This is a genomic window from Caballeronia sp. SEWSISQ10-4 2 (assembly GCF_030464885.1).
Classification (GTDB): domain Bacteria; phylum Pseudomonadota; class Gammaproteobacteria; order Burkholderiales; family Burkholderiaceae; genus Caballeronia.
In genome coordinates, this window is record NZ_JALPRJ010000017.1 from 1 (window position 1) to 23,933 (window position 23,933).

22 protein-coding genes and 1 pseudogene are annotated in these 23,933 nt (G+C 58.6%); 11 read left to right on the top strand and 12 right to left on the bottom strand.

The features are described 5' to 3' along the window. Nucleotides 1-575: 575 nt before the first annotated feature. From M0D69_RS13515 to M0D69_RS13535, 5 genes are all read right to left on the bottom strand, one after another. Complete coding sequence (locus tag M0D69_RS13515; protein WP_301782499.1) at nt 576-2,132, bottom strand: DHA2 family efflux MFS transporter permease subunit; 1,557 nt, start codon at nt 2,130-2,132, stop codon at nt 576-578. Between the two features lie 76 nt (nt 2,133-2,208). Next, nucleotides 2,209-3,369, bottom strand: coding sequence for an HlyD family efflux transporter periplasmic adaptor subunit (locus M0D69_RS13520; RefSeq protein ID WP_301782500.1), 1,161 nt, complete (start codon nt 3,367-3,369; stop codon nt 2,209-2,211). A gap of 65 nt (nt 3,370-3,434) precedes the next feature. Next, a complete protein-coding gene (locus M0D69_RS13525; protein ID WP_301782618.1) occupies nt 3,435-4,943 on the bottom strand; it encodes an efflux transporter outer membrane subunit in 1,509 nt (502 codons plus the stop codon). Nucleotides 4,944-5,141: 198 nt separating this feature from the next. Beyond that, entirely contained in the window at nt 5,142-5,576 is a 435-nt protein-coding gene (locus M0D69_RS13530; protein WP_301782501.1) for a MarR family winged helix-turn-helix transcriptional regulator, read from the bottom strand. Nucleotides 5,577-5,715: 139 nt separating this feature from the next. Further along, the gene (locus tag M0D69_RS13535; RefSeq protein WP_301782502.1) at nt 5,716-6,645 is read right to left on the bottom strand and encodes a LysR family transcriptional regulator; all 930 of its coding nucleotides are present in this window, start codon (nt 6,643-6,645) and stop codon (nt 5,716-5,718) included. Between the two features lie 287 nt (nt 6,646-6,932). On the opposite strand from M0D69_RS13535, the gene M0D69_RS13540 reads away from it, so the two are divergent. Further along, nucleotides 6,933-7,865 (top strand): helix-turn-helix domain-containing protein, encoded by a 933-nt coding sequence (locus M0D69_RS13540; RefSeq protein WP_301782619.1) that lies wholly within the window; start codon nt 6,933-6,935, stop codon nt 7,863-7,865. On the opposite strand, the gene M0D69_RS13545 is transcribed toward M0D69_RS13540, so the two are convergent. The 6 genes from M0D69_RS13545 to M0D69_RS13570 all read right to left on the bottom strand — a co-directional run bounded on the left by M0D69_RS13545 (nt 7,851) and on the right by M0D69_RS13570 (nt 12,367). After that, a complete protein-coding gene (locus tag M0D69_RS13545) occupies nt 7,851-8,207 on the bottom strand; it encodes a nuclear transport factor 2 family protein (RefSeq protein ID WP_301782503.1) in 357 nt (118 codons plus the stop codon). The genes M0D69_RS13540 and M0D69_RS13545 overlap by 15 nt on opposite strands. A 77-nt stretch (nt 8,208-8,284) precedes the next feature. After that, nucleotides 8,285-8,725: an acetylacetone-cleaving protein gene (locus M0D69_RS13550; protein WP_301782504.1), complete on the bottom strand. Its 441-nt coding sequence runs from the start codon at nt 8,723-8,725 to the stop codon at nt 8,285-8,287. A 285-nt stretch (nt 8,726-9,010) separates the two neighbouring features. Continuing rightward, entirely contained in the window at nt 9,011-9,478 is a 468-nt protein-coding gene (locus tag M0D69_RS13555; RefSeq protein WP_301782505.1) for a MaoC family dehydratase, read from the bottom strand. A gap of 45 nt (nt 9,479-9,523) precedes the next feature. Continuing rightward, nucleotides 9,524-10,852, bottom strand: a complete 1,329-nt coding sequence (locus tag M0D69_RS13560; RefSeq protein WP_301782506.1) for an MFS transporter — start codon at nt 10,850-10,852, stop codon at nt 9,524-9,526. Between the two features lie 26 nt (nt 10,853-10,878). Then, on the bottom strand, nt 10,879-12,087 hold the full coding sequence (locus M0D69_RS13565; RefSeq protein WP_301782507.1) for a porin: 1,209 nt from the start codon (nt 12,085-12,087) through the stop codon (nt 10,879-10,881). Nucleotides 12,088-12,241: 154 nt separating this feature from the next. Continuing rightward, the gene (locus M0D69_RS13570) at nt 12,242-12,367 is read right to left on the bottom strand and encodes an SRPBCC domain-containing protein (RefSeq protein ID WP_301782508.1); all 126 of its coding nucleotides are present in this window, start codon (nt 12,365-12,367) and stop codon (nt 12,242-12,244) included. Between the two features lie 421 nt (nt 12,368-12,788). On the opposite strand from M0D69_RS13570, the gene M0D69_RS13575 reads away from it, so the two are divergent. The 6 genes from M0D69_RS13575 to M0D69_RS13600 all read left to right on the top strand — a co-directional run bounded on the left by M0D69_RS13575 (nt 12,789) and on the right by M0D69_RS13600 (nt 18,899). Further along, the gene (locus M0D69_RS13575) at nt 12,789-13,973 is read left to right on the top strand and encodes an acetyl-CoA C-acyltransferase (protein WP_301782509.1); all 1,185 of its coding nucleotides are present in this window, start codon (nt 12,789-12,791) and stop codon (nt 13,971-13,973) included. 21 nt (nt 13,974-13,994) lie between these two features. Beyond that, entirely contained in the window at nt 13,995-14,804 is an 810-nt protein-coding gene (locus M0D69_RS13580) for an enoyl-CoA hydratase/isomerase family protein (protein WP_301782510.1), read from the top strand. Nucleotides 14,805-14,806: 2 nt separating this feature from the next. Further along, a complete protein-coding gene (locus tag M0D69_RS13585) occupies nt 14,807-16,735 on the top strand; it encodes an acyl-CoA synthetase (protein ID WP_301782511.1) in 1,929 nt (642 codons plus the stop codon). Nucleotides 16,736-16,862: 127 nt separating this feature from the next. Then, entirely contained in the window at nt 16,863-17,591 is a 729-nt protein-coding gene (locus M0D69_RS13590; RefSeq protein ID WP_301782512.1) for a TetR/AcrR family transcriptional regulator, read from the top strand. 24 nt (nt 17,592-17,615) lie between these two features. Beyond that, nucleotides 17,616-18,392 carry an oxepin-CoA hydrolase, alternative type gene (locus tag M0D69_RS13595; RefSeq protein WP_301782513.1) on the top strand — a complete coding sequence of 259 codons (777 nt, stop codon included), beginning with the start codon at nt 17,616-17,618 and terminating at the stop codon, nt 18,390-18,392. Between the two features lie 63 nt (nt 18,393-18,455). Next, nucleotides 18,456-18,899, top strand: coding sequence for a PaaI family thioesterase (locus M0D69_RS13600; protein WP_301782514.1), 444 nt, complete (start codon nt 18,456-18,458; stop codon nt 18,897-18,899). 49 nt (nt 18,900-18,948) lie between these two features. On the opposite strand, the pseudogene M0D69_RS13605 reads toward M0D69_RS13600, so the two are convergent. Beyond that, a pseudogene (locus tag M0D69_RS13605) lies at nt 18,949-19,274 on the bottom strand (acyl-CoA dehydrogenase family protein); the annotation flags it as partial. 894 nt (nt 19,275-20,168) lie between these two features. Between M0D69_RS13605 and M0D69_RS13610 the strand changes: the two are divergent. The 4 genes from M0D69_RS13610 (at nt 20,169) to M0D69_RS13625 (ending at nt 23,928) form a co-directional block, all read left to right on the top strand. Beyond that, nucleotides 20,169-21,575, top strand: a complete 1,407-nt coding sequence (locus tag M0D69_RS13610) for an MATE family efflux transporter (RefSeq protein ID WP_301782515.1) — start codon at nt 20,169-20,171, stop codon at nt 21,573-21,575. A 61-nt stretch (nt 21,576-21,636) separates the two neighbouring features. Next, entirely contained in the window at nt 21,637-22,524 is an 888-nt protein-coding gene (locus tag M0D69_RS13615) for an MBL fold metallo-hydrolase (protein ID WP_301782516.1), read from the top strand. A 35-nt stretch (nt 22,525-22,559) separates the two neighbouring features. Beyond that, nucleotides 22,560-23,162 carry a TetR/AcrR family transcriptional regulator gene (locus M0D69_RS13620; protein ID WP_301782517.1) on the top strand — a complete coding sequence of 201 codons (603 nt, stop codon included), beginning with the start codon at nt 22,560-22,562 and terminating at the stop codon, nt 23,160-23,162. 49 nt (nt 23,163-23,211) lie between these two features. Further along, nucleotides 23,212-23,928 (top strand): SDR family oxidoreductase, encoded by a 717-nt coding sequence (locus M0D69_RS13625; RefSeq protein WP_301782518.1) that lies wholly within the window; start codon nt 23,212-23,214, stop codon nt 23,926-23,928. Nucleotides 23,929-23,933 lie beyond the last annotated feature (5 nt).

The following is a 23,933-nucleotide window of genomic DNA, read 5'->3' on the forward strand; positions in this document are numbered from 1 at the left end:
CTGTCTTTCTTTCTTCGCCAGCTTCACTGGCGTTGCGTGACGGCCTCGGCTCATCTCTCCATGATAAAAACAGATCGCTAAATATTCAACTTATTTACGGGATGTTGTACTAGTGCCTCATCGGCGCACTCTACCGTTCGGGGACCGTGACTCTACGGTGCGTCCAACGCCCACGGACAGGTTGAACGCCTCAAGGTGATTGGATCGGGACGCTTGACGAACTTCTTTGGCCGACCCACTTGCGGCATTCGACGAAATTCTGGTGATCCGCGCACCGTTGTCCAGTCGAAAAGCCCCTGGCAGCCTAGCAAGTTTCGTCTCCGCACACGCGTCTTTTGTAGCAAATGCGACGTCTATAAACCGCTCCGAAGCCGGCGTTTCGATCGAGTCCGATGCGACGGCGTGCACGCGACCCAGCCCGAGAGTGGCCTCGCAGCACGTTTGCCATAGCGAGCTCACAAACTTAGAGGGCGAATTCCGCAGGGTGCGGAATATTCAGCGTTCCGAACACGACACCATTGCGCCCGCTGGCCGAGACAACCTTTGTCGTTCCCGATAGGTGCCCCAGCGGTCTTTCAGTGCGCACCTGCGGCCGCGTCACTCGAACCGCCAGCCTTGCCAGGCTTCGTGATCCAGATGAGCGGGATAATGATAATCATGATGATCGCTGCGCCATAGAACACGTCATTCAGCCCTAACATGGCGGCCTGAGTCTGCACCGTATGATCGAACAACGCATACGATGCTTGCTGGCCCAGACCAAGCGCAGAGCGGTAGGTGTTCATCTGCGCATTGAATATCGGGTTGGTCGGACTCGACTGCTGCGTCAGGATTTCATGGTGCATGATCGTCCGGTTGTTCCACACGACGCCCGCCAGCGACGTGCCGATGCCGCCGAAGAACATACGTCCGAAGGTGGACAGGCCGGCAGCGGCTGGCACCTTTTCGGGCGGTTGCCCTGACAGGATGATCACGGTCAGCGGCGCAAAGAACAGCGCCATCGGAATACCCTGCAGCAGGGTTGGCAGGATAATGTACCCTTCGCTGAGATCCGTGTAGAAATACGAGCGCATGTAGTAGACGGTCGCAAAGCCGATGAACGCAAACGTGCCGATGATGCGCGCATCGGAACGCGGCAGGATCTTACCCATGATCGGTGCGCCGATCACCGCAAAAATGCCCAGCGGCGCCGTCGCGAGCCCGGCATCAACTGCCCGATAACCCAGGTACTCCTGCATCCACTGCGGAAGCAACACCAGCGTGCCGAAGAAGATTCCATACGCCACAGCAATCGAAACTGTGCCTCCAAGGAAGTTGCGTTGCTTGAAGAGGGTAAGGTCGACGATAGGGTTTTTCTCCGTTAGCTCCCAGACAATGAATAACGCAAGGCCCACTGCGGCAACGATAGTCAGAACGACGATCGTGCTCGACGAGAACCAGTCGAGATCCTTGCCCTTGTCCAGCATCACCTGAAGCGACGCGACCCAGACGATCAGCAGTAGCAGCCCGACAACGTCGATTGGCAGCTTTTTAGCCGGTGTATCGCGCTTGCGGTAGAGAAACCAGACCATCGCGGCAGCGAATAGCCCGACCGGGATGTTGATATAGAAGATCCATGACCAGCTGTAGCTGTCCGTGACCCACCCGCCGAGTGCCGGCCCCACAATCGGCCCGGTCACCACAATCATTGAGAATAGCGAGAGTGCCAGCGAGGATTTCGCCTTTGGCCACGAACTGAGCAGCAGTGCCTGGGACATCGGAATCAGCGGTCCGGCCACGGCGCCCTGCAGCACACGTGCAAGAAGCAGGATCGGCAACGTTGGCGCAATGCCGCACAACCACGACGCCAATACGAACAGCAGGATCGAACCGACGAACAGGCGAACCTGACCTAATCGCTGGGTCAACCAGCCGGTCAACGGTATCGCGATTGCATTCGCAGCAGCAAATACAGTGATAACCCACGTGCCTTCATCAACCGATACGCCCAGGTTTCCCGAGATGGTCGGAATGGCGACGTTGGCGATCGATGAGTCAAGCACGGTCATGAAGCCCGCGAGGCCCACGCATAGCGAGCCCAGGGCGAGTGTCGCCCCCGTAAGCGGGGGATGGTTAGGATGGTTGTTAGTCATGCTGAGTACCATGATATTGTGTGTCAGGCTGAAGGGGCGTGGCGTCTTTCACATGCCCCTGATCAGTGGGGAACGATTATTCGTTTTCGGCAATGATGCGTGCGATCGCAGCATCCGCGTCGTCGCCATACTTTGCGAATACGTCGGTCTTGTAGGTCGAGGTCGGCTCGGTACCGAGCTGGGTACCAGTGGGGTCCTTGACGTCGACATCCACATTCATTGAAAGACCCACGCGCAACGGATGCTTTTCCAGTTCTGCGGGCGGAATCGCGATGCGCACCGGCAGCCGCTGCACCACCTTGATCCAGTTACCTGTCGCGTTCTGCGCCGGCAACAGCGCCAGTGCCGATCCGGTGCCCGGCGTAAAGCCCACCACCTTGCCGTGATAGATGACGGAGGAGCCGTAGACATCGGCCGCCAGCTCAACAGGTTGTCCAACCCGGATGTGCCGAAGCTGCCACTCCTTGAAGTTCGCATCGACCCAGACCTGTTCGAGTGGCACCACGGACATCAGCGGCGTCCCGGGGGATACGCGCTGCCCGACCTGAACGGTGCGCTGCGCGATATATCCGGTCACAGGGGCTGGCAGCGTGGTGCGCGCATAAGCCAGGTATGCGTCGCGAACGTGGGCGGCGCTTGCCAGTACGTCCGGATGTTTCCCGACCGACGTGTTGGCCGTCAGTGCGCGATTGGCACCAAGCTGCTGGCGGGCCGCGTCAAGCGCAGCCTGAGCCGATCTGACAGCGTCGCGTGCATGCGAGATTTCCTCATCCGACACTGCCCCCGTCATGCCGGTGGAAAGCCGGCGCCGCAGGTCGTCCTGTGCCTTCGAAAGATCCGACTGGTGTTGTGCGATATCTGCACGATATTTGTCATCGTTGACATACAGACCATGTATCTGGCGCACGGTCTGCCCCAGATTGGCCTCCGCCTGTTGCAGTGCGATCGTTGCATCGGCCGGATCGATCTGGACGACCGGTTCGCCCTTCTTCACGACCTGCGTGTTGTCCGCATTGACTGCGATCACAGTGCCCGTGACCTGGGGCGTGATCTGGACGACGTTACCGTTGACGTATGCATCGTCGGTATCCACGTGGAAACGGGCGTCAAGGAAATAGTAAGCGCCATAGGCAGCGCCTGCGATTGCGAGGGCAGCGACAAGCAGCGCAAGCAGCGTCTTGCGTTTTCCGGGTTGCCTTGCCGGCTCGTTGACCGACGGTGACTGAGGGGTATTCATCGATAGCTCCAACTAGGTTTGAGGTACGCCGTCCTGCCGCTACGCCTGACGGCCGATCTGATCGTTTAGTGAGTGGCCGTGCCGTCGGCCGGCGCGGGAATCGGTGTCTCTGCTATAGCCGCAAGGTCAGCGCGCGAGGCATCGAATCCACCGCCTAGTGCCTTGATCAGTCCGATCTGCATGCTGCGGCGGTCCATCTCGAGGTTGACGACGGCCGTTTCGGCCGCGAGCCGGTTATCGTCCGCGTTCAGCACCTGCAGTTGCTGGTTCAAGCCCGCCTTGTATCGAACGATGGCAAGTTGATACGCCTTGGTCTGCGCATCCAGTGCCTGCTGCGCATCGACCAGTTGACGGTCGGCTGAGTGGATCTGCGTGACCTGCGTGGCAACATCGGATAACGCGTTGATCAACGTCTGGTTGTACGTTGCGACGTCGTAGTCGAAGTCCGCATAGCGGCCCTTCAGTTGGGAGCGCAAAGCACCGGCATCGAAGATAGGAAGATGAATCGCGGGTCCCGCCTGAATCTGCCGGCTTCCGGCCGTAAGCAGGCGCCCCCAGCCAAACGCATCCAGTCCGGCCGCTGCGGAGAGATTGACGTCCGGATAAAACTCAGCCTTCGCTTCCTTCACATCGTGGATTGCCGCATCCACCTGCCAGTAGGCCGCGACGATGTCCGGGCGACGCGAAAGCAGGTCGGCAGGCAGGTTGTCGGGAAGCGCGACGCTGGCACCATCTCCAAGCGCCGGATTGGCGATCCTGAGGCCGCGGTCCGGCCCCTCGCCAAGCAGCGCGCCCAACTGGTAGCGTACGGTCGTGATCTGTCCATCGAGGTCGCTGACGCTGGAGCGGCTCGTTGCGGTTTCGCCATATGCGGTTTGCCGTTCCACGTTGGTGTCGAGTCCCGCACCAACGCGTCCATCCGTGATTCGCCCGATATCCTGGCGATTCTTCACTTCGCGAACCTCGATATCACGCAACGCATAGAGCTGCGCAAGATGGTTGTATGCGCTTGCCACCGAAGCGGAGAGAGAGATACGCACCTCCTCGGCTTCGGCGTCGGCTACCTTTTCCTGCGAGATGGCCTGACGAAGCTTCTCCCGATTCTTGCCCCACAGGTCGAGGTCAAACGAAGCACTGGCGAGCACGTTGTTCTCGCTCTGCCACGTGCCACCGTACGGCGGCGGAACGATGCCATTGCCCGTATAGAGCTGCCGCGTCCAGGCATAGCTGCCCGTTACATTCGGATAGAGGGTCGAGTTGGCGCTGCCGACATATGAAGTTGCTTTCTCGATGCGGGCGCGTGCCTGGTCGATCGTCGGATTACTCTTTAACGCCTCGTCGATCAGTGTGGGCAGTTGAGGATCGCCGAACTGTTTAGCCCAATCCATTGCTGGCCACTGTCCGCCCTCGGCGGGCAAACTCTCCTTCGTCTCGAACTTTGCGGGAGGCTCGATCTGCTTGTCGCTTTTGATGCCGCCGTAGTTGACGCATCCGGCCAGGGCGAGCGCCGCCACCGCCGCGGCTATCGAGGCCACCCATGCGCTCGCTCGCAGCTGGGGTTGGTAGTGATTCATCATGGTTTCGATTTTCCTTTCACTCATCTGGGGAACATGTCTTCGCACGGTTCGCGTGTCTTATAGTGCATATGCACACAATAGCCTTCAGGTATCCATGCACGGGAGTGAATGGACTCGACATGATTAACATGTGTATATGCACTAATTTAAACGCAAGACTACGACTGCTGGATGGGCTGGTGGCCCGATCTTTCTTTAGGCTTTCGAAACGTCGCGCGTGACGCGGAAAAGCTCGCGTCGAAGGTAGGCCGCCTGCTGATGTCCAAACTTGCGCTCAAACTCGTCCTGGGCCGCACGCCAGCACACCACCGCCTCTTCAAGCTTCGCGTGGCCGCTACTGGTCAGAACCAGTTGGAGACGTCGCTTGCCCTGCCCGTCAGGCTCATCGGCGACAAAACCGCTGCGCAGCAACCGTCCGAGCACGCGCACGAGCGTGGTTCGGTCCATCACCATCGCCTGTGCCAACTCGACCATCGTCAAACTCGAATCACGTCCGAGCGTGCTTAGGATGCTGAACTGCGTCGGTGTGATGTTCGCGTCCGACAGATGCCGCTCGTAAAGCTGCGAAATGTGCCTGGCAGCCTGGCGAACGGCGAAACAGTCGTCGTTTTCGGGTGATTGAGTGTGCATGCGCACAGATTAGTGGTGCTGCGGGAGCCGATCAATGCTCGCAGGCGCAACAATCTATAACGGCCACAGAAGACTTGGGCTCTCAGCTGGACTGATGAGGACAGGTTGAGGCAGACACCAACCGCGGTCTGATGAATCTTCAGGTCTCAGGCTCAGACGCCGCCGGCGCGCCGGACATTTCTTCAAAGAACGCGGCGGCATGCTCGATAAACGCTCTCACTTTGGCGGGCAGCAGCGTTCGCGTGTTGTACGCGAGCCGAATCTCGATCGCTCCGTCGACAATGTCGAACTCGCCGAGGATGGATATCAGTTGGCCGGAGGCCAGTTCCGTCTGCACCAGCGCAACTGGCACCACGCCGATCCCGAACCCCTGCAGCACCATTTCCCGGTTGAAGATCGGATTATTCGAAGCGATGTCGTACGTCATCGGGATGGTCACATCTTCCTGCCCCATGCGGAAAGTCAGGACAGGTTTGCGCAAGGCCGGCGACATCACGACGAAGGTTTGTTCGGCCAATTCGGAGGGATGCCCGGGCCGCGAATGCGTCTGCAGATACTGCGGTGCCGCGACAATGCAAAGGGGAATGCGCTCCAGCAGCCGTGTGACTGTCGTGTCGCTGCTCAGCATGAAGGGCAGCACGACCCCGAGGTCATAGCCGTCCGCCACCAGATCGACCGGGCGCTCGGTTAGCGTCACGTCGAGACTCACCTGGGGATGCTTATGCCTGAAGGTCGAGATCAGCGGCACGAGCCGGTTCACGGTCGCCGTCGTATGGGCGACGAGTCGAAGCACACCGCTCGCCTCGCGCGTCTGCTTTGACGCCTCTGCTTCCAGCGCCTCCAGATCGTCGAGAATCCGGGAGCAGCCTTCATAGAAGTGCTCCCCCGCTTCCGTCAGCGAAACCTGCCGCGTAGTGCGGTGAAACAAGCGACTGCCGAGACGCTGCTCAAGTCCCGCAATGGCGCGGGAGACAACCGGCGCGGTAACACCCAGCATGTCCGCAGCGCGCGTAAAGCTTTTCGCCTCGACGACCGAGCGGAAAACTCGCAAACTCTCAAGATATTCCATACGGCACCTTCCGTAAGTTCGATGGTGCAACGAATTGGACGAGCGCCCGAATAGGAACGGGTGGAATTTTAGAGCGCCGCGGGGCACCGCCGTTGCTCTCAATTATCGGACGCGAGCATCGATAGGGTACATCCTACTGCCCGGCTGCATATGAGCGCGCTAGCCTGGCCTTTATTCATATGGACCACATGCAGAATTTGATGCTGTAACAGCATGCGGCGCATGATGCGAAACGGAGACATGAGGTGCGAAATCAAGCAACCGAATGGTCGAGTAACGACGTGCCCATGGGTGACCTGACAGACGCCTGGCAATCGGTGTTGAGCAGCAGCTACCGCGAGTGGCAAATACCGCGTCGTCTTCCCGCCACGTTTTTTGCTCACGTCAAAACGCATGACTTCGCTGGCGCTGGCATTGTCGAGACGGTTTGCGACCCGTGCTCGGGGCAACGTATGCGTGCCCAGTTGCGCCACGATGACGAACCTTATATCGGCGTACAGCTGACTACGGAAGGTCGGGAACGCTTCAAGATTGGCGATTCCGGGATCGAGGTCGCGTCGGGCGACGTTGTGGTCTGGACGACGGATCAATCTGTTGAGTTCGAGGTGATGGAGCGCCTGCACAAGGTAACCCTGATGATTCCGTGGTCTGTCATGCGGGAACGATTACCCGCGCGAAATCAGCCACTTGTTGGCGGGAAAATCGAAAGCCGCACGGGAGTGGGCTCCCTGCTGGCCGTTCATCTGCTCGCGCTGTCAAATGAAATCGCGACGCTCGATCCCGGCGTTCAAGGTTCGGTGAGCCGCGCCACCCTCGAGTTGCTTGGCATCGCCCTGTCAGGTCAGCAACCATCGGCGTCATTTGACGCGAGTGCCACGATGCTGCGGCGCGCCCAAGACTACATCTTGCAGCACCTGCACGAAGACGACCTTAGCCCTGCCCGCATCGCACAAGCGAATCGCATCTCACTGCGATATTTGCATATGCTATTCCAGCGAAACGACGCGACGGTTTCCGGCTGGATTCTGGACAGACGTCTGCATTCCTGCAAGCAGGCCCTTACGGATCCTGCGTACAGCCGACAGCAGATAGCGGAAATCGCGTTTCGATGGGGCTTCAACTCGACAAGCCATTTCTGCCGTGCTTTCAAGGAAAAGTACGGAGCTTCACCCGGCGAAATCCGCAGAGCCGTTTTACGTGACCCGTCAGGCCGAGAATGAGGTAAAGGTCTGCACCACGATTTTCTCCCCTCGAATAAAAAACGTGTCGGTTGCAAGGGAGACCCACGGCTTGGCCTCCCAGGCCAGATAGGCGATCTCGCCGGCGATGCTCTGGCTCGTGATTTTGAACGCGGGCCAAAAAACGGGATCAGCACCGTCCAGGAAAGCCTTGAAGAATCCCCTTATCTCCTCCAGGCCGTGAAAGGACTTGTCCGGCGTGATGAGCGTCGAGCGTTCATCGTAGTCCTTGAGGATTTCATCTACGCCATGCGCGAATGCGCCGAGATGATGGTCAAGGACCTGCTTGGTCGCACCTTCCGCGTGGTCAGAAGAATTTGACATGTTAAGTCTCCTTGAAGAGCAAATTCCGGAACTGGCGATGCTGCGCATCGCCAGCGCGGGCTGTACCTGTTGTGACGTTAGCCGGCGTAGGCGCGCTGCGCTTCGTCCCACGTGACGACCACAATGGGGCTGCCGTCTTCCTTGATGAAGGCCAGCGGACCGAGGAAGGTCATGTAGAACTCGCTATCTACGGGGAAATAGGTCTTGTCGTGTCGCGCGTTTGCTGACTCGTAGCCGTAGGCGGGGGCAACGACCGTATCGCCGCCTAGTTCGCGGCCACCACGAACGTCCATGCGTCCTTTGGTCAGCAGGTATTCACCCGGTCCGACGTGAAGATGCGCATTGAAGGACGAGCCCGCAGGGCAATCGAAAATCGCCGTCCACGCGCCCATTTCAGGGGACGCGTGCAGCATCTTCCATCGAACGCCTCCTTGCGAGAGAGCGTCCGGGAATGTCTTCCACGCAATGTCATTGATCTGAACTGCTTCTTCGCGGACTTTCGGCTTGATTTCCATCATCGTCTCCTGGTTTGAGCCGAATCAATGGTGGATTCGGCTCAGTGTTAGGTGAATAAACGATAGCTCAGCAAAGGACACAAGCATTGCACCGTAGCGCAAGCCGGGTTGTCTGTCAGTGCAGTACGAGCGCCGGCCGACCTCCTTCACTGCGCCGCACCAAATGAAGTCTGATGAAACTACGTCTGCAACATTAATCTCACGAGCACAAAGCAACCTGAATTCTATTGGTCGAGGCAAAGCCAGCCTTAACGTCAACATGCTCGAAGAACGACCTCACCGCGCTGGTTAAGGGCGACCCGCGAGTAGTCGCTTCGCGGTGTAAAACACGACGAGCTCACCTCGCTGATTGCGTACATCGACTTGGCTCGTGACAACGGCGCGGTTGCCTTTCGACGTCGGCTTGACTTCCTGCACCTCAATGATCGCATCGATTTTGTCGCCGACTTCCACGGGGAGGTGAGTCTTGAGCCCCATCTCGAGAAGCGCGAGGCCAGTACCCTGGATCATTGTCTGAAAAAGCATGCCCTCGATCAAACCGATCGTCAATGCGGCAGGAACCGGACGTCCGCGCATGGCGCCATGTTCGTAGTCCGCATCGATGAAGATGGCTTCAAGCATCCCCGTGACGTTGATGAAACCTATCAGGTCGCTCTCGGTGACGGTGCGTCGGTGCGTTCGAAAGCGTTGTCCGGGACTGATGTCTTGCCAATAAAAGCCTTGCCCCAGCAAAATTACATTTTGTGTATGTTGCATCGTGTCGCTCCATGAATTGGTCTTTCCCGATCCTGCCCGGGTGCATCATCTTTCGCTGCCTGGCACTGGCGTCCATGCGAACAGCGCGATTGCCGCGATGGCTTGAATACAGGCGACAGTGAGGAAACTGCTCGTGTAATGGCCGGTCAGTGTTCTCACCAGACCGGTGAGCCAGGGCGTAAAAAAGCCCGCCAGATTCGCGGCAGAACTGATGAATGAGATTCCAACCGCGGCCGCACTGCCGCTCAGCATGCGCCCCGGAATTTGCCAAAACAGGGAAATGCCCGCTCCTGTTCCTGCCAGCGCAGTGACCAAGAGGACAAATGTCGCCACCCGGTTTTCATGCCAGACAAACACGAGCGCGACCAGACTGACCACACTGACCACCGAAGCCACTGCGCAGTGATAGCGAATTTCGTCGCGACGAGCCGCGTGGGAAGAGAATGCTACGTTCAAGAGTGCCCCCAGAACGCAAATGGCCGCGAGCGCGTTGCCGATAGCCGAGTACCCGCCGAAACCCGCTTCTTTTAGAATGGTCGGAATGTAGAAGGACAACGCCGCATTCGCGCTCAGGATACAAAAGTAGATGAGGATCAGGTTCCAGATTGTTGGCGTTCGCAGCGATGCCCAAGGCCTATCTTCGCGGCCGGCCATCTTGCTGTTTTCCCGCGCAAGGTCACTCTCGATCAGGCACTTTTGTTCGTCCGACAACCAGCGTGCCCGAGCCGGACGGTCAGGCAGCACAAATACCGCGACGCACCCGAGCAACAGCGTCGGCGCGGCCTGCAAGAGGAACATCCAGCGCCACCCTGCGACGCCCAGATACCCGCTCATGTGTTCGAGCACCGCTGAGCCTGTCAGGCCGACGACCACCGTCGAGCATATGGCGGCTGAATGGAAGATACTGAAGTTCCGGGTGCGGCGTTTGGCCGGAAACCAGTAGGTGAAGTACAGGATGACTCCGGGATAGAACCCCGCTTCAAAAACACCAAGCAGAAATCGCAACGCATAGAAGGCCATCGGTCCGCGAATGAACGTCATCGCGATACTTGTCGCACCCCACCCGACGGTAATCGCGGCAATGGTTTTCCGGGCGCCCACGCGTTGCTGGAACAACGTACTGGGCACGCCGAAGATCACGTAGCCCAGAAAGAACAGACCGGCACCGAAGCCGTACACGGCCTCGCTGAACCGCAGGTCGGACAGCATCTGCAGCTTGGCGAAGGAAACGTTCGCCCGGTCGACCCACGCAAGCAGCCACAGCGCGAACAGCAGCGGAACGATGCGCCACTCGGCGCGCGCGTACGCCCGCTTCAAGGTTGCGTCGGCATCTCGATTCAGCGTCGGGCGGATTGTATCGATTGGTGAATTCATGTTCGTTTCCATGGCGGCTGGCTCGCTCAGAAGGTCGTGCGCATACCGACGGTGATTGCAGTCTGATTACGCCCGATGGTCGCGGCATTGGAACTGACCGGACTACTGTTCACGCCGGCTCCTAGCGTGCCGCGCGGCTTGTTGTCCACGAACGCGACGTCCGTATAGAGGGATGTGCGCTTCGAAAGGAAATACTCCCCGCCCACGCGGTATAGATTGGCTCCCGCTGTGCTTTGCTGCAGGTCCTGCAGGTACAGCCAGTTACCCGTGACACGCAACGAAGGGGTTACCTGCCATGCGACTGCTGTGAAGTAGTAATTCTGGTTGGCGCCCGTGGTCGGATTGCGGAATTTGATGAAATCGAAGGCGGTTTTCACTATGCCGAAGGTGTATTTGACGGCGAGCGTGTAGGCGCGTAGCCAGTTCTCGTTGGTAGCGCCCGTCGGATCGCGTGCGTCGTAGTAAGCGGTTAGCAATTCCAGTTGTCCGCCTGTCCAGTTCAGGTTTGCAGACCATGCTTGCTTATTTTGGAATTCTCCAGCAGTCCCGCCGAACGAGTACAAGGCGCTCCCCGAGAAGCCGAAGCGATTCGCGGGGAGCTCATATTTGACCGAGTTGTTCAGCCACTGATAGAGGAACCCGCCGTTCACGGCACTGTTTGCGCCCGTCGCGGCAGCCGCTGCCGGAAGCGCTGGATTGATGTTTGACGAGTTCTGGAAAACGGCGCTTGCGAGCGACCCGGTCAGCGAGAAGCCCGTAATGTCTGCCGCGCTATAGGCGTCGTAAAGCGGTGTCCAGTTTCGCCCAACCTTGAGCGCACCCCACGGCGCGACGACGCCCACGATCGCCCCACGATCAAACAGAGAATTCGTCGCGTTGGGAAATGGCAACCCGAAGTCGCCGGCACCGCTCGAGGGGTTAAAACCGCTTTCAAGCCTGAACGTTACCTGGGTGCCACCGCCGATGTCCTCGAAGCCGATCAAACCCCATCGACTGGTTGCATGATTGTTGCCGGAAAACGATATCGAGCTCGCCGACTTGCCATCGGCGACACCGGTGTTGGTGCGATAGACAAGCCCCGCATCGATGAGACCATAGAGCGTCACCGACGACTGCGCGTGCGCCTCGTGCCCCCCGGCTCCCAGCAGGACGGCGAGCGCACCCAACGATCGGGCAACCGTGCAATGCGTCCGGCTTCTTACGCCCCTCGAAATCCGCTGAATTTTCCTGAGCATTCTCATCTCCAGCGCCTCATATCTGATTTACAGTTGCGAGCGTTCGGTTGTTTAAGTTTCATTGGTAACTAATTCGTTATACTAATAATTTAGCGTGTAAAAATCATTCAAATCGAACGCAACAATCACTGATCTGTTGCACGCCTATCGCCCGCTAATCTTGCGCGGCTGCGTACGATTCGCAACAGGGCAAACACGTCTTCAGCATGGCAGGGTCGTTAAGCCGTTTCCATACGTCGGCGCGAGGCGCCCTGATCAATCGCGTTCCGTCGAAGTCCATCAATCATCTCCTGGGGCAGACGGACATTCACAATTACTCTATTGCTTCAAATCGATCAATATATCCACCGTCTACATGCTAGTAACGAGGATTACGCGCGTCAAGCAAATGCATCCCGCCTCAGGGCTAACCCCTATGACGGGGGCAGCATTGCCAGTCAACTCGAAACGACTTTGCCAAGCTCGCCTTAAGCCTTATGCGATAAGGCTATTTGGGTCATATACACATCCACCAGGTTCGCTTAGCAGTTCATGTATACCCCGATGAAGCGCGTTTTTATGTTGACGAGGAGTCGATGCATTACTACGATATAGACAATGGATACATAGACGCGATTCGGTGATTTATACGACCAATGTATCCACTGTCCATATTGCACGTCTGCCCGGCGTGCTTGCACAAAAGTAACCAGGAGATATCCATGAACCGAGCAGTAATCGTGTCGTACGCACGTACCCCAATCGGCCGAGCGACGCGCGGCGCGTTCAACCAAACCCACGGCGCGACCATGGCTGGCCACGTGATCAAACATGCTGTCGCGCGTGCCCATCTCGATGGCGCCGAAGTGGAAGACATCGTGTTTGGCTGCGGCCAGCCGATAGCAGCAACCGGCGGCAACATCGCGCGCGCTTCCGCCATTCGCGCCGGTTTGCCGGTGTCGGTGAGCGGTACTACATTGACTCGTTTCTGCGCGTCGGGACTACAGGCCGTCGCCTTTGCGGCCCAGCGTGTGTTGGTAGACAAGGTTCCCGTCATGGTGGCTGGAGGCGTAGAGTCGATCAGCCTGTCGCAGCCGGTCACGCTCAAGACGGCGCAACGCGAAGCGTGGCTCGCCGAGCATCGCCCTGATGTCTATACCCACATGATCGAAACAGCCGAAACGCTGGCGAGCCGTTACCACGTCTCGCGCGAGCGTTCGGATGCGTTCTCGCTGCAAAGCCAGCAACGTACGGCCCGTGCGCAAGCGGCCGGCATCTTCGACGATGAAATCGTGCCCTTGGCGTCTCTGAAAGGAGTCGTCGATAAAGCGACTGGCGAAACAACGACGGTCGAGTGCCTGCTGACGCGGGACGAAGGCAACCGCCCGGACACCACGCTCGAGACCCTCGCGGGGCTACCGCCCGTCAAGGGTGAAGGATTCCAGGTCACGGCCGGCAATGCGAGCCAGTTCTCCGACGGCGCCGCAGCGGTTGTCATCATGTCCGAGCAGGAAGCGCAGCGGCGCGGCCTTACGCCGCTCGGCTACTTCATCAGCCTTGCTACGGCGGGCGTCGAGCCGGACGAGATGGGCGTGGGACCGATCAAGGCCGTGCCGCGACTACTCGAGCGCAACAACCTGAGCATCGACGACATTGACCTCTGGGAGCTCAATGAAGCATTTGGTTGCCAGGCGACCTATTGCATCGATGTCCTTGGTCTGCCTGAGGAGCGCCTTAACGTGAACGGCGGTGCCATTGCGATCGGTCATCCGTACGGCATGACGGGTGCGCGTCAAGTCGGCCACATCTTGATGGAAGGACGCCGGCGCAAAGCGAAATACGGCGTAGTCACCATGTGCGCAGCAGGGGGAATGGGTGCGGCCGGCTTGTTCGAATTCATCCATTGAACCTTGGGAGGCGACTCAGTCATGTCTGATTCAACGGCTAACGCAGCAAAGACGGAATACGGCACCGTGTTCGTCGACCGGGACGGAAGTTGTGCTGTCGTCACAATGAACCGACTTGAAAAATACAACGCCATCAACAACGCGTTGCGCAGCGACCTGTATGAAGCTTTGTCTGTGCTGATCGCGGACCGGTCAGTGCGGGGCATTGTGCTGTGGGGCGGTACGAAGGCGTTCGTTGCGGGCGGAGATCTGAACGAGATGCTGGTGCGCCGTCCGATGGACGTCTTCACGCCAACGAGTGGCACACCCGATTTGTGGGCGCTGATCCACAACAGCATTGTGCCCATCGTTGCGGCTATCGCCGGACCGTGCTTCGGCGGTGGGCTGGAACTGGCGATGGCTTGCGATCTGCGGGTGGCCGCGGACAATGCGCAGATCGGCCAGACCGAGACGAACGTCGGGCTAATCCCGGGGCGCGGAGGCACGCAGCGGCTTGTCCGGCTGGTAGGCGCGACCAAGGCGAAGGAAATGATCTTCACCGGCGAGGTTATTACGCCGGACGAAGCGTATCGGATCGGTCTCGTCAACAAGGTCGTGCGTCCCGCCGAGTTGCTCGACGAGGCGAAGAACTACGTACGAAAGATTGCCGAGAAATCGCCTCACTCCATCGCGCTGGCAAAGCTCCTGATTCATGCCGGCCAGGACGCCAATCTCGACGTCGCGCTAATGATGGAGTCGCTAGCGTTCTCGGCGCTCTTTAGTACCGACGACATGCATGAAGGCGGAAACGCATTCCTTAACAAGCGTCGACCTGTCTATAAAGGTTCATGAACATGTCCACTACACAAATCGACTCGTGCATGAACACGCCGGCTTCGCACGACGACCTGCGCTTGATGGTTCGCACCATGGCGGACATCGAGGCGTTCGAACAAACGCCGCTTGCCGAGCGGCACCTGCCCGACAGCACCTACGCGATGCTGCGCGAGAGGAGCATACGGCAGCCGGGCGCTGCGGCACTGCATTACTTCGACTCCGGCGACGAACTGGACCGAGCGAGCACGATCACGCACGGGCAATTGTTCGAAAGGATCACGCAAACAGCCAACCTCCTTCACTCGCTCGGCATCGGTCCGACCGATGTGGTGGGCGTGATCATGCCCATCACGCCGGAGTCGCAATACGCCATTTGGGGCGCGGAGGCGGCCGGTATCGTCTGCCCGGTAAGCTGGATGCTCGAGCCAGAAATCATTGCTGCATTGCTACGGCAAGCGGGAGCCAAGGCAGTGATTACTTATGGCCCGGACGGCGATATCGAGGCATGGCACAAGGCCATGCAGATCCGTCAGGACCTCCCGGCGGTCAAGCACTGGATAAAGGCAGGCGGCACAGCAGTTCGCGACAGCAGCATCGTTGATCTGCTCGCGCGCCTGCCTGAGTTCAACGGCGGTAGGCTTGACAGCGGCCGGATCATCGCGCCGTCCGACATCGCCTCCATGTTCCACACCGGCGGCACGACCGGCACACCCAAGCTCGCGTTGCACACACACGCCAATGAAGTCTTCATGGCTTGGATCAGCGCTTTGCAGTACGACGTTCGGGCGTTCGACGTGCGCGTGTGCGGCGTACCCATGTTCCATGTCACAGGCGTCCTGACCAGTTGTCTGATGCCGCTGGCGGCTGGCGCTTCGGTGGTCATGTTGTCGGCAAGCGGCTGGCGTGATCCGTCCGTGATCCGCAACATGTGGAAAATCGTTGAGCGCTTTCGCGTCACCACGCTCAGCATGGTGCCAACGGTCGTCAATTTGTTGCTGAATATCCCGCTCGATGGCGCTGATATCAGCTCGCTCAAGACTGCAACCTGCGGCACAGCGCCCCTCTCGGCTGCAGTCGCCGAAGCGTTCACCCAGAAGACGGGCGCAACGCTGATCGAAGGCTATGGCCTGACCGAAGGTACAGCACTGAGCGCGACCAACCCGCGCTACGGCGAAGCACGCGTAGGATCGATCGGCTTTCGCTTTGCGTATGAAGAACTGAAGGCCGTGAAAGTGGCGAATGGCCGTATTCTGCGCGATTGCGCGCCGCTTGAACCGGGCATCGTCGTGGTGCGTGGTCCCAACATTTTTCCGGGTTACCTCGGCGGCGCTCACAACGAGGATATCTGGATGGACGACATCTGGTTCAACACAGGCGACCTCGGATACGCCGATGAAGAAGGCTACTTCTGGCTCACGGGGCGCGCGAAGGATCTGATCATTCGCGGTGGCAACAATATCGACCCCCGCATGATCGAGGAAGCCCTGTACCGGCATCCCGACGTGTTCGACGCGGCAGCAGTCGGCGTTCCCGACGCGCACGCTGGCGAGTTGCCGGTGGTCTATGTGGCGTTGAACGCGGGCTCCACTTATCCGCTCGGACGTCTCAAGCACTATGCCTACGAAGTCATTCCTGAGCGTGCTGCAGTACCGAAACAGTTCTATCTCGTCGACGCGATTCCGAAGACGTCGGTCGGGAAGATCCAGAAGAACAGCTTGCGCAACGACGCCATTCGCCGCGTTCAATGGCAGATGCTCGCCGACGCGCAGGGACAGCCGCCGGTGCCCGTGGTCGATATTCGCGTAGACGACCGGGGGGACCGCGGCGTGATGTCGACGCTGGTGATGCCCGCGACACTGACGGCCGAGGAAAGAGATGAGGCGATCGCCACGGTTCGTAGCGTTTTCGCTACGATGGTCGTTAAGTACGAGTTTCTGTTCGAATGACGTCGGCATGCCAGGGTGAGTTGCATCGCTCGGCGGGGCTGGTCCGAACTCGCCTGGCACGTCTTTTTGCGGTGCAGCGTCCGCGTTAAACTTGATATCCCGTTACCGCTACCGACTACCACTCGCCATGACCAAAGCCTTGCCTGCTGCCATTCGACGCCCGTATCACCACGGCAATCTGCGCGAAGAGATGATCCGCTGCGGCCGGGAGATTCTCGCCAGCGAGGGCATCCACGGATTGACGCTGCGCTCGGCCGCGCGGCTCGCCGGCGTATCTCACGGCGCGCCGCGCAACCAGTTCGCGGACAAGGAAGGACTACTGGCTGCGATCGCGACCGACGGCTTCTGGGAACTGATTACCGTTCGGCGTGCGCGCCTACTGCCCGAGATGACCGCAGAGGCACGCCTGCTCGTGGTGATGGACGGTTATATCGAGTTTGCCATTACGCAACCTGCCTTGTTCTTCCTGATGTTCGGGCCGCAGATTGTGGGCAAGGAGCACTATCCTGAGTTGCTCGCCGCAGGCAACGCTTCGTATGAGTTACTGCATGGTGCCGTGGAGGATTACTTCGCCGAGCGTGGCGCAAGCGAGCGTTTCGACGAGTTGAAAGTGCGATGCGCGTGGTCAGCCGTTCACGGGCTCAGTATGTTTTACAGCGACCGCCCGGTCGGACCCAGCCTTAAACGCAAGGTGTCGTTCGAAAAGTGGCGTCAGGGATTGCTCAAATTCATCCTGACCGGGTTGATCGCCTCCGAGAACGGCAGCAACGACGCCGACAACCCGCCACCACCGGCCAAAAAAGTCGCAAAACCGCGCGCAAGAAATCGTCCGGTTGAAGACGCCGGCACAGCATGACTTCATGTGGAGACGATCCGCACTATGCAAGGGCACCTGTTATCTGAACGCCGCGACGGCACGCTGTTTCTGACTCTATCGAACCCCGCGGCGAGAAATGCGCTGGGGCCAGCGCTGTATGACGCGCTCGCGAATGCATTGACGAACGCGGCTGAGGACGACGCCGTCCACTGCGTGATCCTGAGCGGTGCCGATGGTGTATTCAGCGCCGGCGGGAACCTTGTGCGGCTGCTCGGCAACCGCTCGCGTCCGCGGTCGGTTCAGGCAGACAGCATCGAGGGGCTCAACCGGTGCACGGCCGCAATTCGTGCGTGTCCGAAGCCGGTGATAGCCGCCGTAGAAGGGTTCGCAGCCGGTTCGGGACTCTCCATCGCTCTGGCATGCGACTTCATCATTGCCGCGACCACCGCGAAATTCGTCATGTCCTACATCAAAGTTGCGCTGACACCCGACGGGGGCGGTGCGTGGGAGCTCGTGCGAAGCCTGCCGAAGGCGGTGGTGAGCGACGCGCTCTTAAACGGAGCGGCTTTAGCGGCCGGGCAGCTTGCCGCATACGGGGTCGTGAACCGGACCGTCTCACCGGGGTCCACAATAGCCGCTGCGACGGAACTCGCCGAGTCTCTGGGACAGCGTTCGCCACATGCGTTGGCTTTGATGAAGCAACTGATCGAACAAGCGGCATCGCAGGCTCGAACTGCATATCTGGAGTACGAAAAGACGACCTTTCTGGACGCGCTTTATCACAGGGACGGCGGCGAAGGCATTACTGCCTTTCTTGAGAAGCGTCGGGCGTCGTACTGATCGGACAAGCAAAACCTTCCGCATTGATCACTTCATTTTAGACTGACCAGGACCGATTCTCGAATGACTCTCACCCCAGAACAAGCAATGAGTGGTCTTGAAACGTTGCGGCGTCAAATCGACGAAGGTCGACGAGCGCCGATGGGCGAGACACTCGATTTTCAGCTCATCGAAATAGACGAGGGCGTCGCGGTCTTTGCGGCCTCGCCGGCAGCCAAAACCTATAATCCGCAAGGGACCGTTCACGGCGGCTATTCAGCTGCGTTGCTGGATTCGGCATGCGGCTGCGCGGTCCACTCGTGCTTGAGCGCAGAACAGGGCTATACGACTATTGAACTGAAGGTTTCTTACCATCGCCCGATCACGATCAAGACCGGTCCGGTTCGCGCAGAAGCGAAGGTAATCTCGATTGGAAAACGCATCGCGTTCACCGAGGGTCGGCTGACCGACATGTCAGGGCGTCTCTATGCATCAGCTACGTCGACGTTGCTGGTCCTTCCGCGATGACGTGGTTACGCGTGGTATTGAGGAAACGCTAGTTCAAGTTGCTCGGTCAGTTCATGACGCAGGTCGCGTTGCCACTTATCCCCATCTTGTGTTCGACCGAGTCGCAGCGTACAGCATTGCGCACGACCGGTTCGCCTGGTCATCCGGCAGCCACTTGAGAACAAGGAACAATGAGATCCCTTTCGAGCCGGCCGGTGCATCCGGCAATCGGGCGAGCACGAAGTGCACGATATTGTCGGTCAGGTCGTGTTCGCCGCCCGATATGAGGATCTTCGTGCCGGAAATCCGGTAACCGCTGTCTTCGGCCATCTCGGCACGTGTTCTCAGCAGGCCGAGATCGGAGCCGCAATGCTCCTCGGTCAGACACTTCGTGCCCGCCCTCTTCCGTCGGGATGGCTTGCAGAGAAGCATAAGGTCTCGCCTCAGTTCGACCACTCCAACCGCGTCCTTGTACCTCTACCCTGCGCCAGCTCCAAACCGATTGCCTTGATAACCCCGAGTCCCCTTCGAAAAACGTGACGGGGGTCCAGTCCTGGTACGGGTCAACGACCGGTTCGCCTGCATTCCCTGCCCCCTCTTTCTTACCGTGTGTGCCGGAGCACGGGTGGCCCGCGCGCAACCCACCCCGTCTCGCCCCGGGGGCGGCATGCCGTGATAAGTCCGGTTATCACCGCCACACTGGCTGTACGCCCCCGGCGGCCACGCTCGGACACGGACTGGCAGGTCCCGTCCGGTCAGGCTGGCTGGCCGGGTCGCCCCGCGTCGTAGCCGTTTCTGGGGTCCAACGGTCTTCCGCAAGTCCAAAGCGGGCGGCAGGTTCTCGGCCTTTGCTGCCATTGGGACGGGCCGGGTTCTACGTCAGCAATGTGACGGATTGCTGACGGTGGCGGCATCGTGCAGTCGGACGGCAGCTTACTGCATCAGCGAACTCACACTCCCGACCCAATGCCGCCGTTTCCTTGTTCGCTACGTCAACGTCTCTTACCGAGGACAGCGGTCATTCAGCGTCAGGCGATCTGACAAAAGCACCGCGAACAAAACCTCTCGACATAACAGCACGGAAATGACGTTCGGTCGTTATCCCGACTGCCCCTTGAATCCTCGACCCTCCCGTAACGAACGCTCCTAGCATGTGCGCGATTAGCGTCGTTGCATCGCTCGCGTGTTTTATAGTATTATGATCGTAATATAAAGATGACCAACGACATTACGGCCCGCGGGACATCGATCCAAGGGCAGTCGGGACAATCCAATGAGGGAGAGCCAAAATTGACGACTCAGAATGAGCGCGAGGCCGCGAAGCTCCGAACGCGTGAAGCGATGCTGCACGGACCGATCTTCGCAACGATGATGCGCATGGCACTTCCAACGATCGGTGTCCTCGTCGCGCAAACACTTGTTAACGTTGCCGAGACGTACTACGTGTCGTTTCTAGGCAAGCCGGCATTGGTCGGCGTCGCGTTGGTGTTTCCCATCTGGATGCTCATGACAATGATGGCTGCCGGAGGGATTGGTGGCGGAGTCGCTTCGGCAGTCGCACGGGCCGCTGGTGCGGGAAGGCATGGCGACGCCAACTCTCTAGTCGTGCATGCGGTCGTTATTGCGATTGCCTTCGGCCTAGCATTTTCGATCCTCACGATCGGAATGGGCTCCCGCCTCTACAGCGCGTTAGGAGGGACTGGCGAGGCGCTCCAATCTGCGAAGACTTATTCGACTTTCGTCTTCCTCGCAGCCATCCCAATATGGATTGTCAACCTCCTGTCGGCCGCGCTTCGGGGAATCGGCAATGTCCGGGTGCCGGCGATGGTGACGTTCATCGGTACAGCCATTCTGGTACCGCTGTCACCTCTGCTCATTTTCGGGATTGGCCCGTTTCACGGCTTTGGCCTCGCAGGGGCTGGCATAGCCGTCAGCCTCTACTATTGGGTAGCTGCAGCCGCTCTGTTGCGATACATGGCCAGCGGACGGTCTAGTTTGCGTCTTTCACTTGAATCCCTTAGATGGCCGTTGTTCCGCGACATCCTCAAGGTCGGGGTGTTGGCTGCGCTCGGCACCATTCAGTTGAATGTCATGGTGCTACTTGTCACCGGAGCAGTGGGCAAGTTCGGTATCGACGCGATCGGAGGGTATGGGACTGCATCCAGGCTTGACTACGTCCTCATTCCTGTCCTATTCGGAATCGGAACCGCAATCCTGACAATGGTCGGCACTAATGTAGGTGCTGGACAAGTTGCGAGAGCGAGGAAGATTGCTTGGATTGGAGTCGCTGCCAGCGTCGCCATCACAGAGGCGGTGGGCCTTTTCGTCGCGATCTTTCCCGGCCAGTGGATCGGCCTGTTTTCGCATGATGCGGCAATCATGGAGACGGGTTCGCTCTATCTGCATGTCGTTGCGCCCTTCTATGCCGCTAACGGAATCGTCTTCGCCCTTGGCTTCGCGGCGCAGGGCAGCGGTCATATGTGGCGAATCTTTTTTGCGGGCACGGCGCGCCTATTGATCGCGGCCGGTGGCGGATGGATGGCCGTCGTCGTCTTCGGCCTACCTCAAGCAGACCTGTTCGCCGTCGTCGCGGCCGCAATGATTATTGCCGCGGCCATATGCGTGGCCACAGAACTATCGGGTGCCATGTGGCCCCGTCCTGTCAGCCACACTGGATCCGCAGTTAGCGCGTCGTAACGGTCGCTACTTATCCGGGTTGCGAGCAACTTTGCACTCCAAACAGAAGGGAAAGCCAACAATGAAAACGACTGGCGGGACAAGCTGGCAGATCGGACAAGTAACAGTAACGCGCATCGAGGAACTGCATGGGCCGAGCTTTCGGCCGGAAGATTTGTTTGCCACCTGGGACCCTGCGGTACTCGAAGAGCACGGCCATTGGATGTCTCCCAATTTCTATCAGCAATCGACCAATCAGGTCATCATGTCGGTGCACTCTTGGCTGATACGGACGCCCCAGCATACGATTTTGGTCGACACGTGTTGTGGCAACGGCAAGAACCGACCCGGGTCACCACACTTCCATCAGCTGAACGCGCCTTACCTCGATCGACTTCGGAGTGTAGGTGTCGAACCAGAAGAGGTCGACTATGTCCTTTGTACTCATCTCCATGTCGACCACGTCGGCTGGAATACCCGTCTGCTTGACGGGCGGTGGGTACCGACATTTCCTAACGCGAAGTATGTATTTTCGCGCGAAGAACTAGACTTCTGGGATCCCTCAAAAAATGCCTACCTCCCGGAAGAGCCTCGCAATGTCTTCACCGACTCCGTTCTTCCAGTCATCGCGGCTCAGCAGGATCATGTGGTGAGCATGACAGATCAGCTGAGCGACACTCTCTTGATTGAACCGACCCCTGGTCATTCTCCCGGCCACATCATGCTGCGCCTGATCAGCGGGCAAGACGAGGGAGTCTTCATCGGCGACGTGATGCACCATCCGATACAAATCTATCGACCGGATTGGAACAGCCAGTTCTGCATGAACCCCGAACAGGCGGTGACTTCGCGCATGCGCGTCCTCAACGATTGCGCTGAGCGAAACTCCTTGATGTTTCCGGCGCATTTCGGTGCGCCGCACGCTGGACGGATCCGCAACAATGGTAAAGGGTTTTCATTTGACTTTTGACGGCGGCTTCGCCAGGTAAGGATCAAGGACCATTCATGCGCTACGCAAAAGGGCATAAAGACGATACGCATAATCACATCGTCAAGATCGCTGCTCAGATCTTCCGCGAAGAAGGAATTGAGAAAGTCGGTGTTGCCGCCGTGATGCAGCGCGCCGGCCTGACCGTGGGTGGCTTTTACAGCCACTTCACGTCGAAGGAAGAGTTAGTCGGAGAGGCTATTGGAAGTGCTGCTGACGAAACCTTGCGCCGCATCTTCGACAATTCGGACGACGGCAGTAAAACCAGCCTGAAATTGATTGTGGAACGCTATTTAAGCGTTGCACATCGAGACAATCCGGGAACCGGTTGTGTTGTGGCGGCGCTCGCATCGGAACTAAAGAATCGCCCGGAAGAAACGCGCGCGACCGTTACCGAGAAGACTACTGAAGCTATCGAGTGTATTGCGAATCGTCTTTCTTCCGAGGCCAGCGTGAAGGCACGAATGAGGGCCGCCGGCGCCATCTGGGCTGTGATGGTCGGAACGCTGCAACTTTCTCGCATCGTTCCAGATAAGGAATTGTCGACACAGATCCTGAAGGATGGCATTGCGAACGCGCTGAAGATTGCCTCTGAGATGGAAAAGTCGAACACCAAGTAACGCCCTGAACGGGCAATCCTGACAACCACCAACCTCAAAAGTGATCGACATGGATATTCAAGGCAAAACTGTCCTCGTGACTGGCGCCAACCGCGGCATAGGTGCGGCGCTCGTCCGCGCATTTCTCAAGCATGGAGCGGGCAAGATATACGCAGGTGTGCGCGATCTCTCGGCCATGCCTGACTTCAATGACGGCAGGGTTTCAGTTGTTCAACTCGATATCACGAAGCCCGACGATGTTTCCGCCGCTGCCCAAAAGCTCGGCGAAATTGATGTTCTGGTCAACAATGCCGGCGTCATGACCGGCAGCGATATCTTGTCCGCAACTTCGGCTCAACTGGCAGCAGATATGGATGTCAACTACTACGGCACGGTTCGCGTGGTGCAGGCTTTCGCGCCCTTGATAGAGAAAAGCGGTGGTGGAGTCATCGCCAATGTCATTAGCGTTCTTGGGTTGGCTCCCATGAGTTACGCCGCCGGATATTCAATCTCAAAAGCGGCGCTGCTGTCGGCGACTCAGGCGGCACGGGCAAGCTTGAAGTCAAAGAAAATTAAAGTCGTCGGCATTTTTCCAGGCCCCATTGACACGCAGATGGCATCTCGCTTGCCAATCGAAAAAACTTCGCCGGATGTCGCTGCCGAAGAGATTCTGAAAGGCCTTATCGAGGATCAAGAAGATATTTATCCCGATCCTGTTTCAAAGCAGGTGTCCGGGATTTGGAGCAGTAATCCAAAAGGGCTGGAGCATCATTTTGCAACGATGTAAGGCCT

Coding starts and splice junctions, on each gene's coding strand:
- M0D69_RS13515 (WP_301782499.1), bottom strand. CDS start 2,132: ATGACTAACAACCATCCTAACCATCCCCCGCTTACGGGGGCGACACTC.
- M0D69_RS13520 (WP_301782500.1), bottom strand. CDS start 3,369: ATGAATACCCCTCAGTCACCGTCGGTCAACGAGCCGGCAAGGCAACCC.
- M0D69_RS13525 (WP_301782618.1), bottom strand. CDS start 4,943: ATGAATCACTACCAACCCCAGCTGCGAGCGAGCGCATGGGTGGCCTCG.
- M0D69_RS13530 (WP_301782501.1), bottom strand. CDS start 5,576: ATGCACACTCAATCACCCGAAAACGACGACTGTTTCGCCGTTCGCCAG.
- M0D69_RS13535 (WP_301782502.1), bottom strand. CDS start 6,645: ATGGAATATCTTGAGAGTTTGCGAGTTTTCCGCTCGGTCGTCGAGGCG.
- M0D69_RS13540 (WP_301782619.1), top strand. CDS start 6,933: ATGGGTGACCTGACAGACGCCTGGCAATCGGTGTTGAGCAGCAGCTAC.
- M0D69_RS13545 (WP_301782503.1), bottom strand. CDS start 8,207: ATGTCAAATTCTTCTGACCACGCGGAAGGTGCGACCAAGCAGGTCCTT.
- M0D69_RS13550 (WP_301782504.1), bottom strand. CDS start 8,725: ATGATGGAAATCAAGCCGAAAGTCCGCGAAGAAGCAGTTCAGATCAAT.
- M0D69_RS13555 (WP_301782505.1), bottom strand. CDS start 9,478: ATGCAACATACACAAAATGTAATTTTGCTGGGGCAAGGCTTTTATTGG.
- M0D69_RS13560 (WP_301782506.1), bottom strand. CDS start 10,852: ATGAATTCACCAATCGATACAATCCGCCCGACGCTGAATCGAGATGCC.
- M0D69_RS13565 (WP_301782507.1), bottom strand. CDS start 12,087: ATGCTCAGGAAAATTCAGCGGATTTCGAGGGGCGTAAGAAGCCGGACG.
- M0D69_RS13570 (WP_301782508.1), bottom strand. CDS start 12,367: ATGGACTTCGACGGAACGCGATTGATCAGGGCGCCTCGCGCCGACGTA.
- M0D69_RS13575 (WP_301782509.1), top strand. CDS start 12,789: ATGAACCGAGCAGTAATCGTGTCGTACGCACGTACCCCAATCGGCCGA.
- M0D69_RS13580 (WP_301782510.1), top strand. CDS start 13,995: ATGTCTGATTCAACGGCTAACGCAGCAAAGACGGAATACGGCACCGTG.
- M0D69_RS13585 (WP_301782511.1), top strand. CDS start 14,807: ATGTCCACTACACAAATCGACTCGTGCATGAACACGCCGGCTTCGCAC.
- M0D69_RS13590 (WP_301782512.1), top strand. CDS start 16,863: ATGACCAAAGCCTTGCCTGCTGCCATTCGACGCCCGTATCACCACGGC.
- M0D69_RS13595 (WP_301782513.1), top strand. CDS start 17,616: ATGCAAGGGCACCTGTTATCTGAACGCCGCGACGGCACGCTGTTTCTG.
- M0D69_RS13600 (WP_301782514.1), top strand. CDS start 18,456: ATGACTCTCACCCCAGAACAAGCAATGAGTGGTCTTGAAACGTTGCGG.
- M0D69_RS13615 (WP_301782516.1), top strand. CDS start 21,637: ATGAAAACGACTGGCGGGACAAGCTGGCAGATCGGACAAGTAACAGTA.
- M0D69_RS13620 (WP_301782517.1), top strand. CDS start 22,560: ATGCGCTACGCAAAAGGGCATAAAGACGATACGCATAATCACATCGTC.
- M0D69_RS13625 (WP_301782518.1), top strand. CDS start 23,212: ATGGATATTCAAGGCAAAACTGTCCTCGTGACTGGCGCCAACCGCGGC.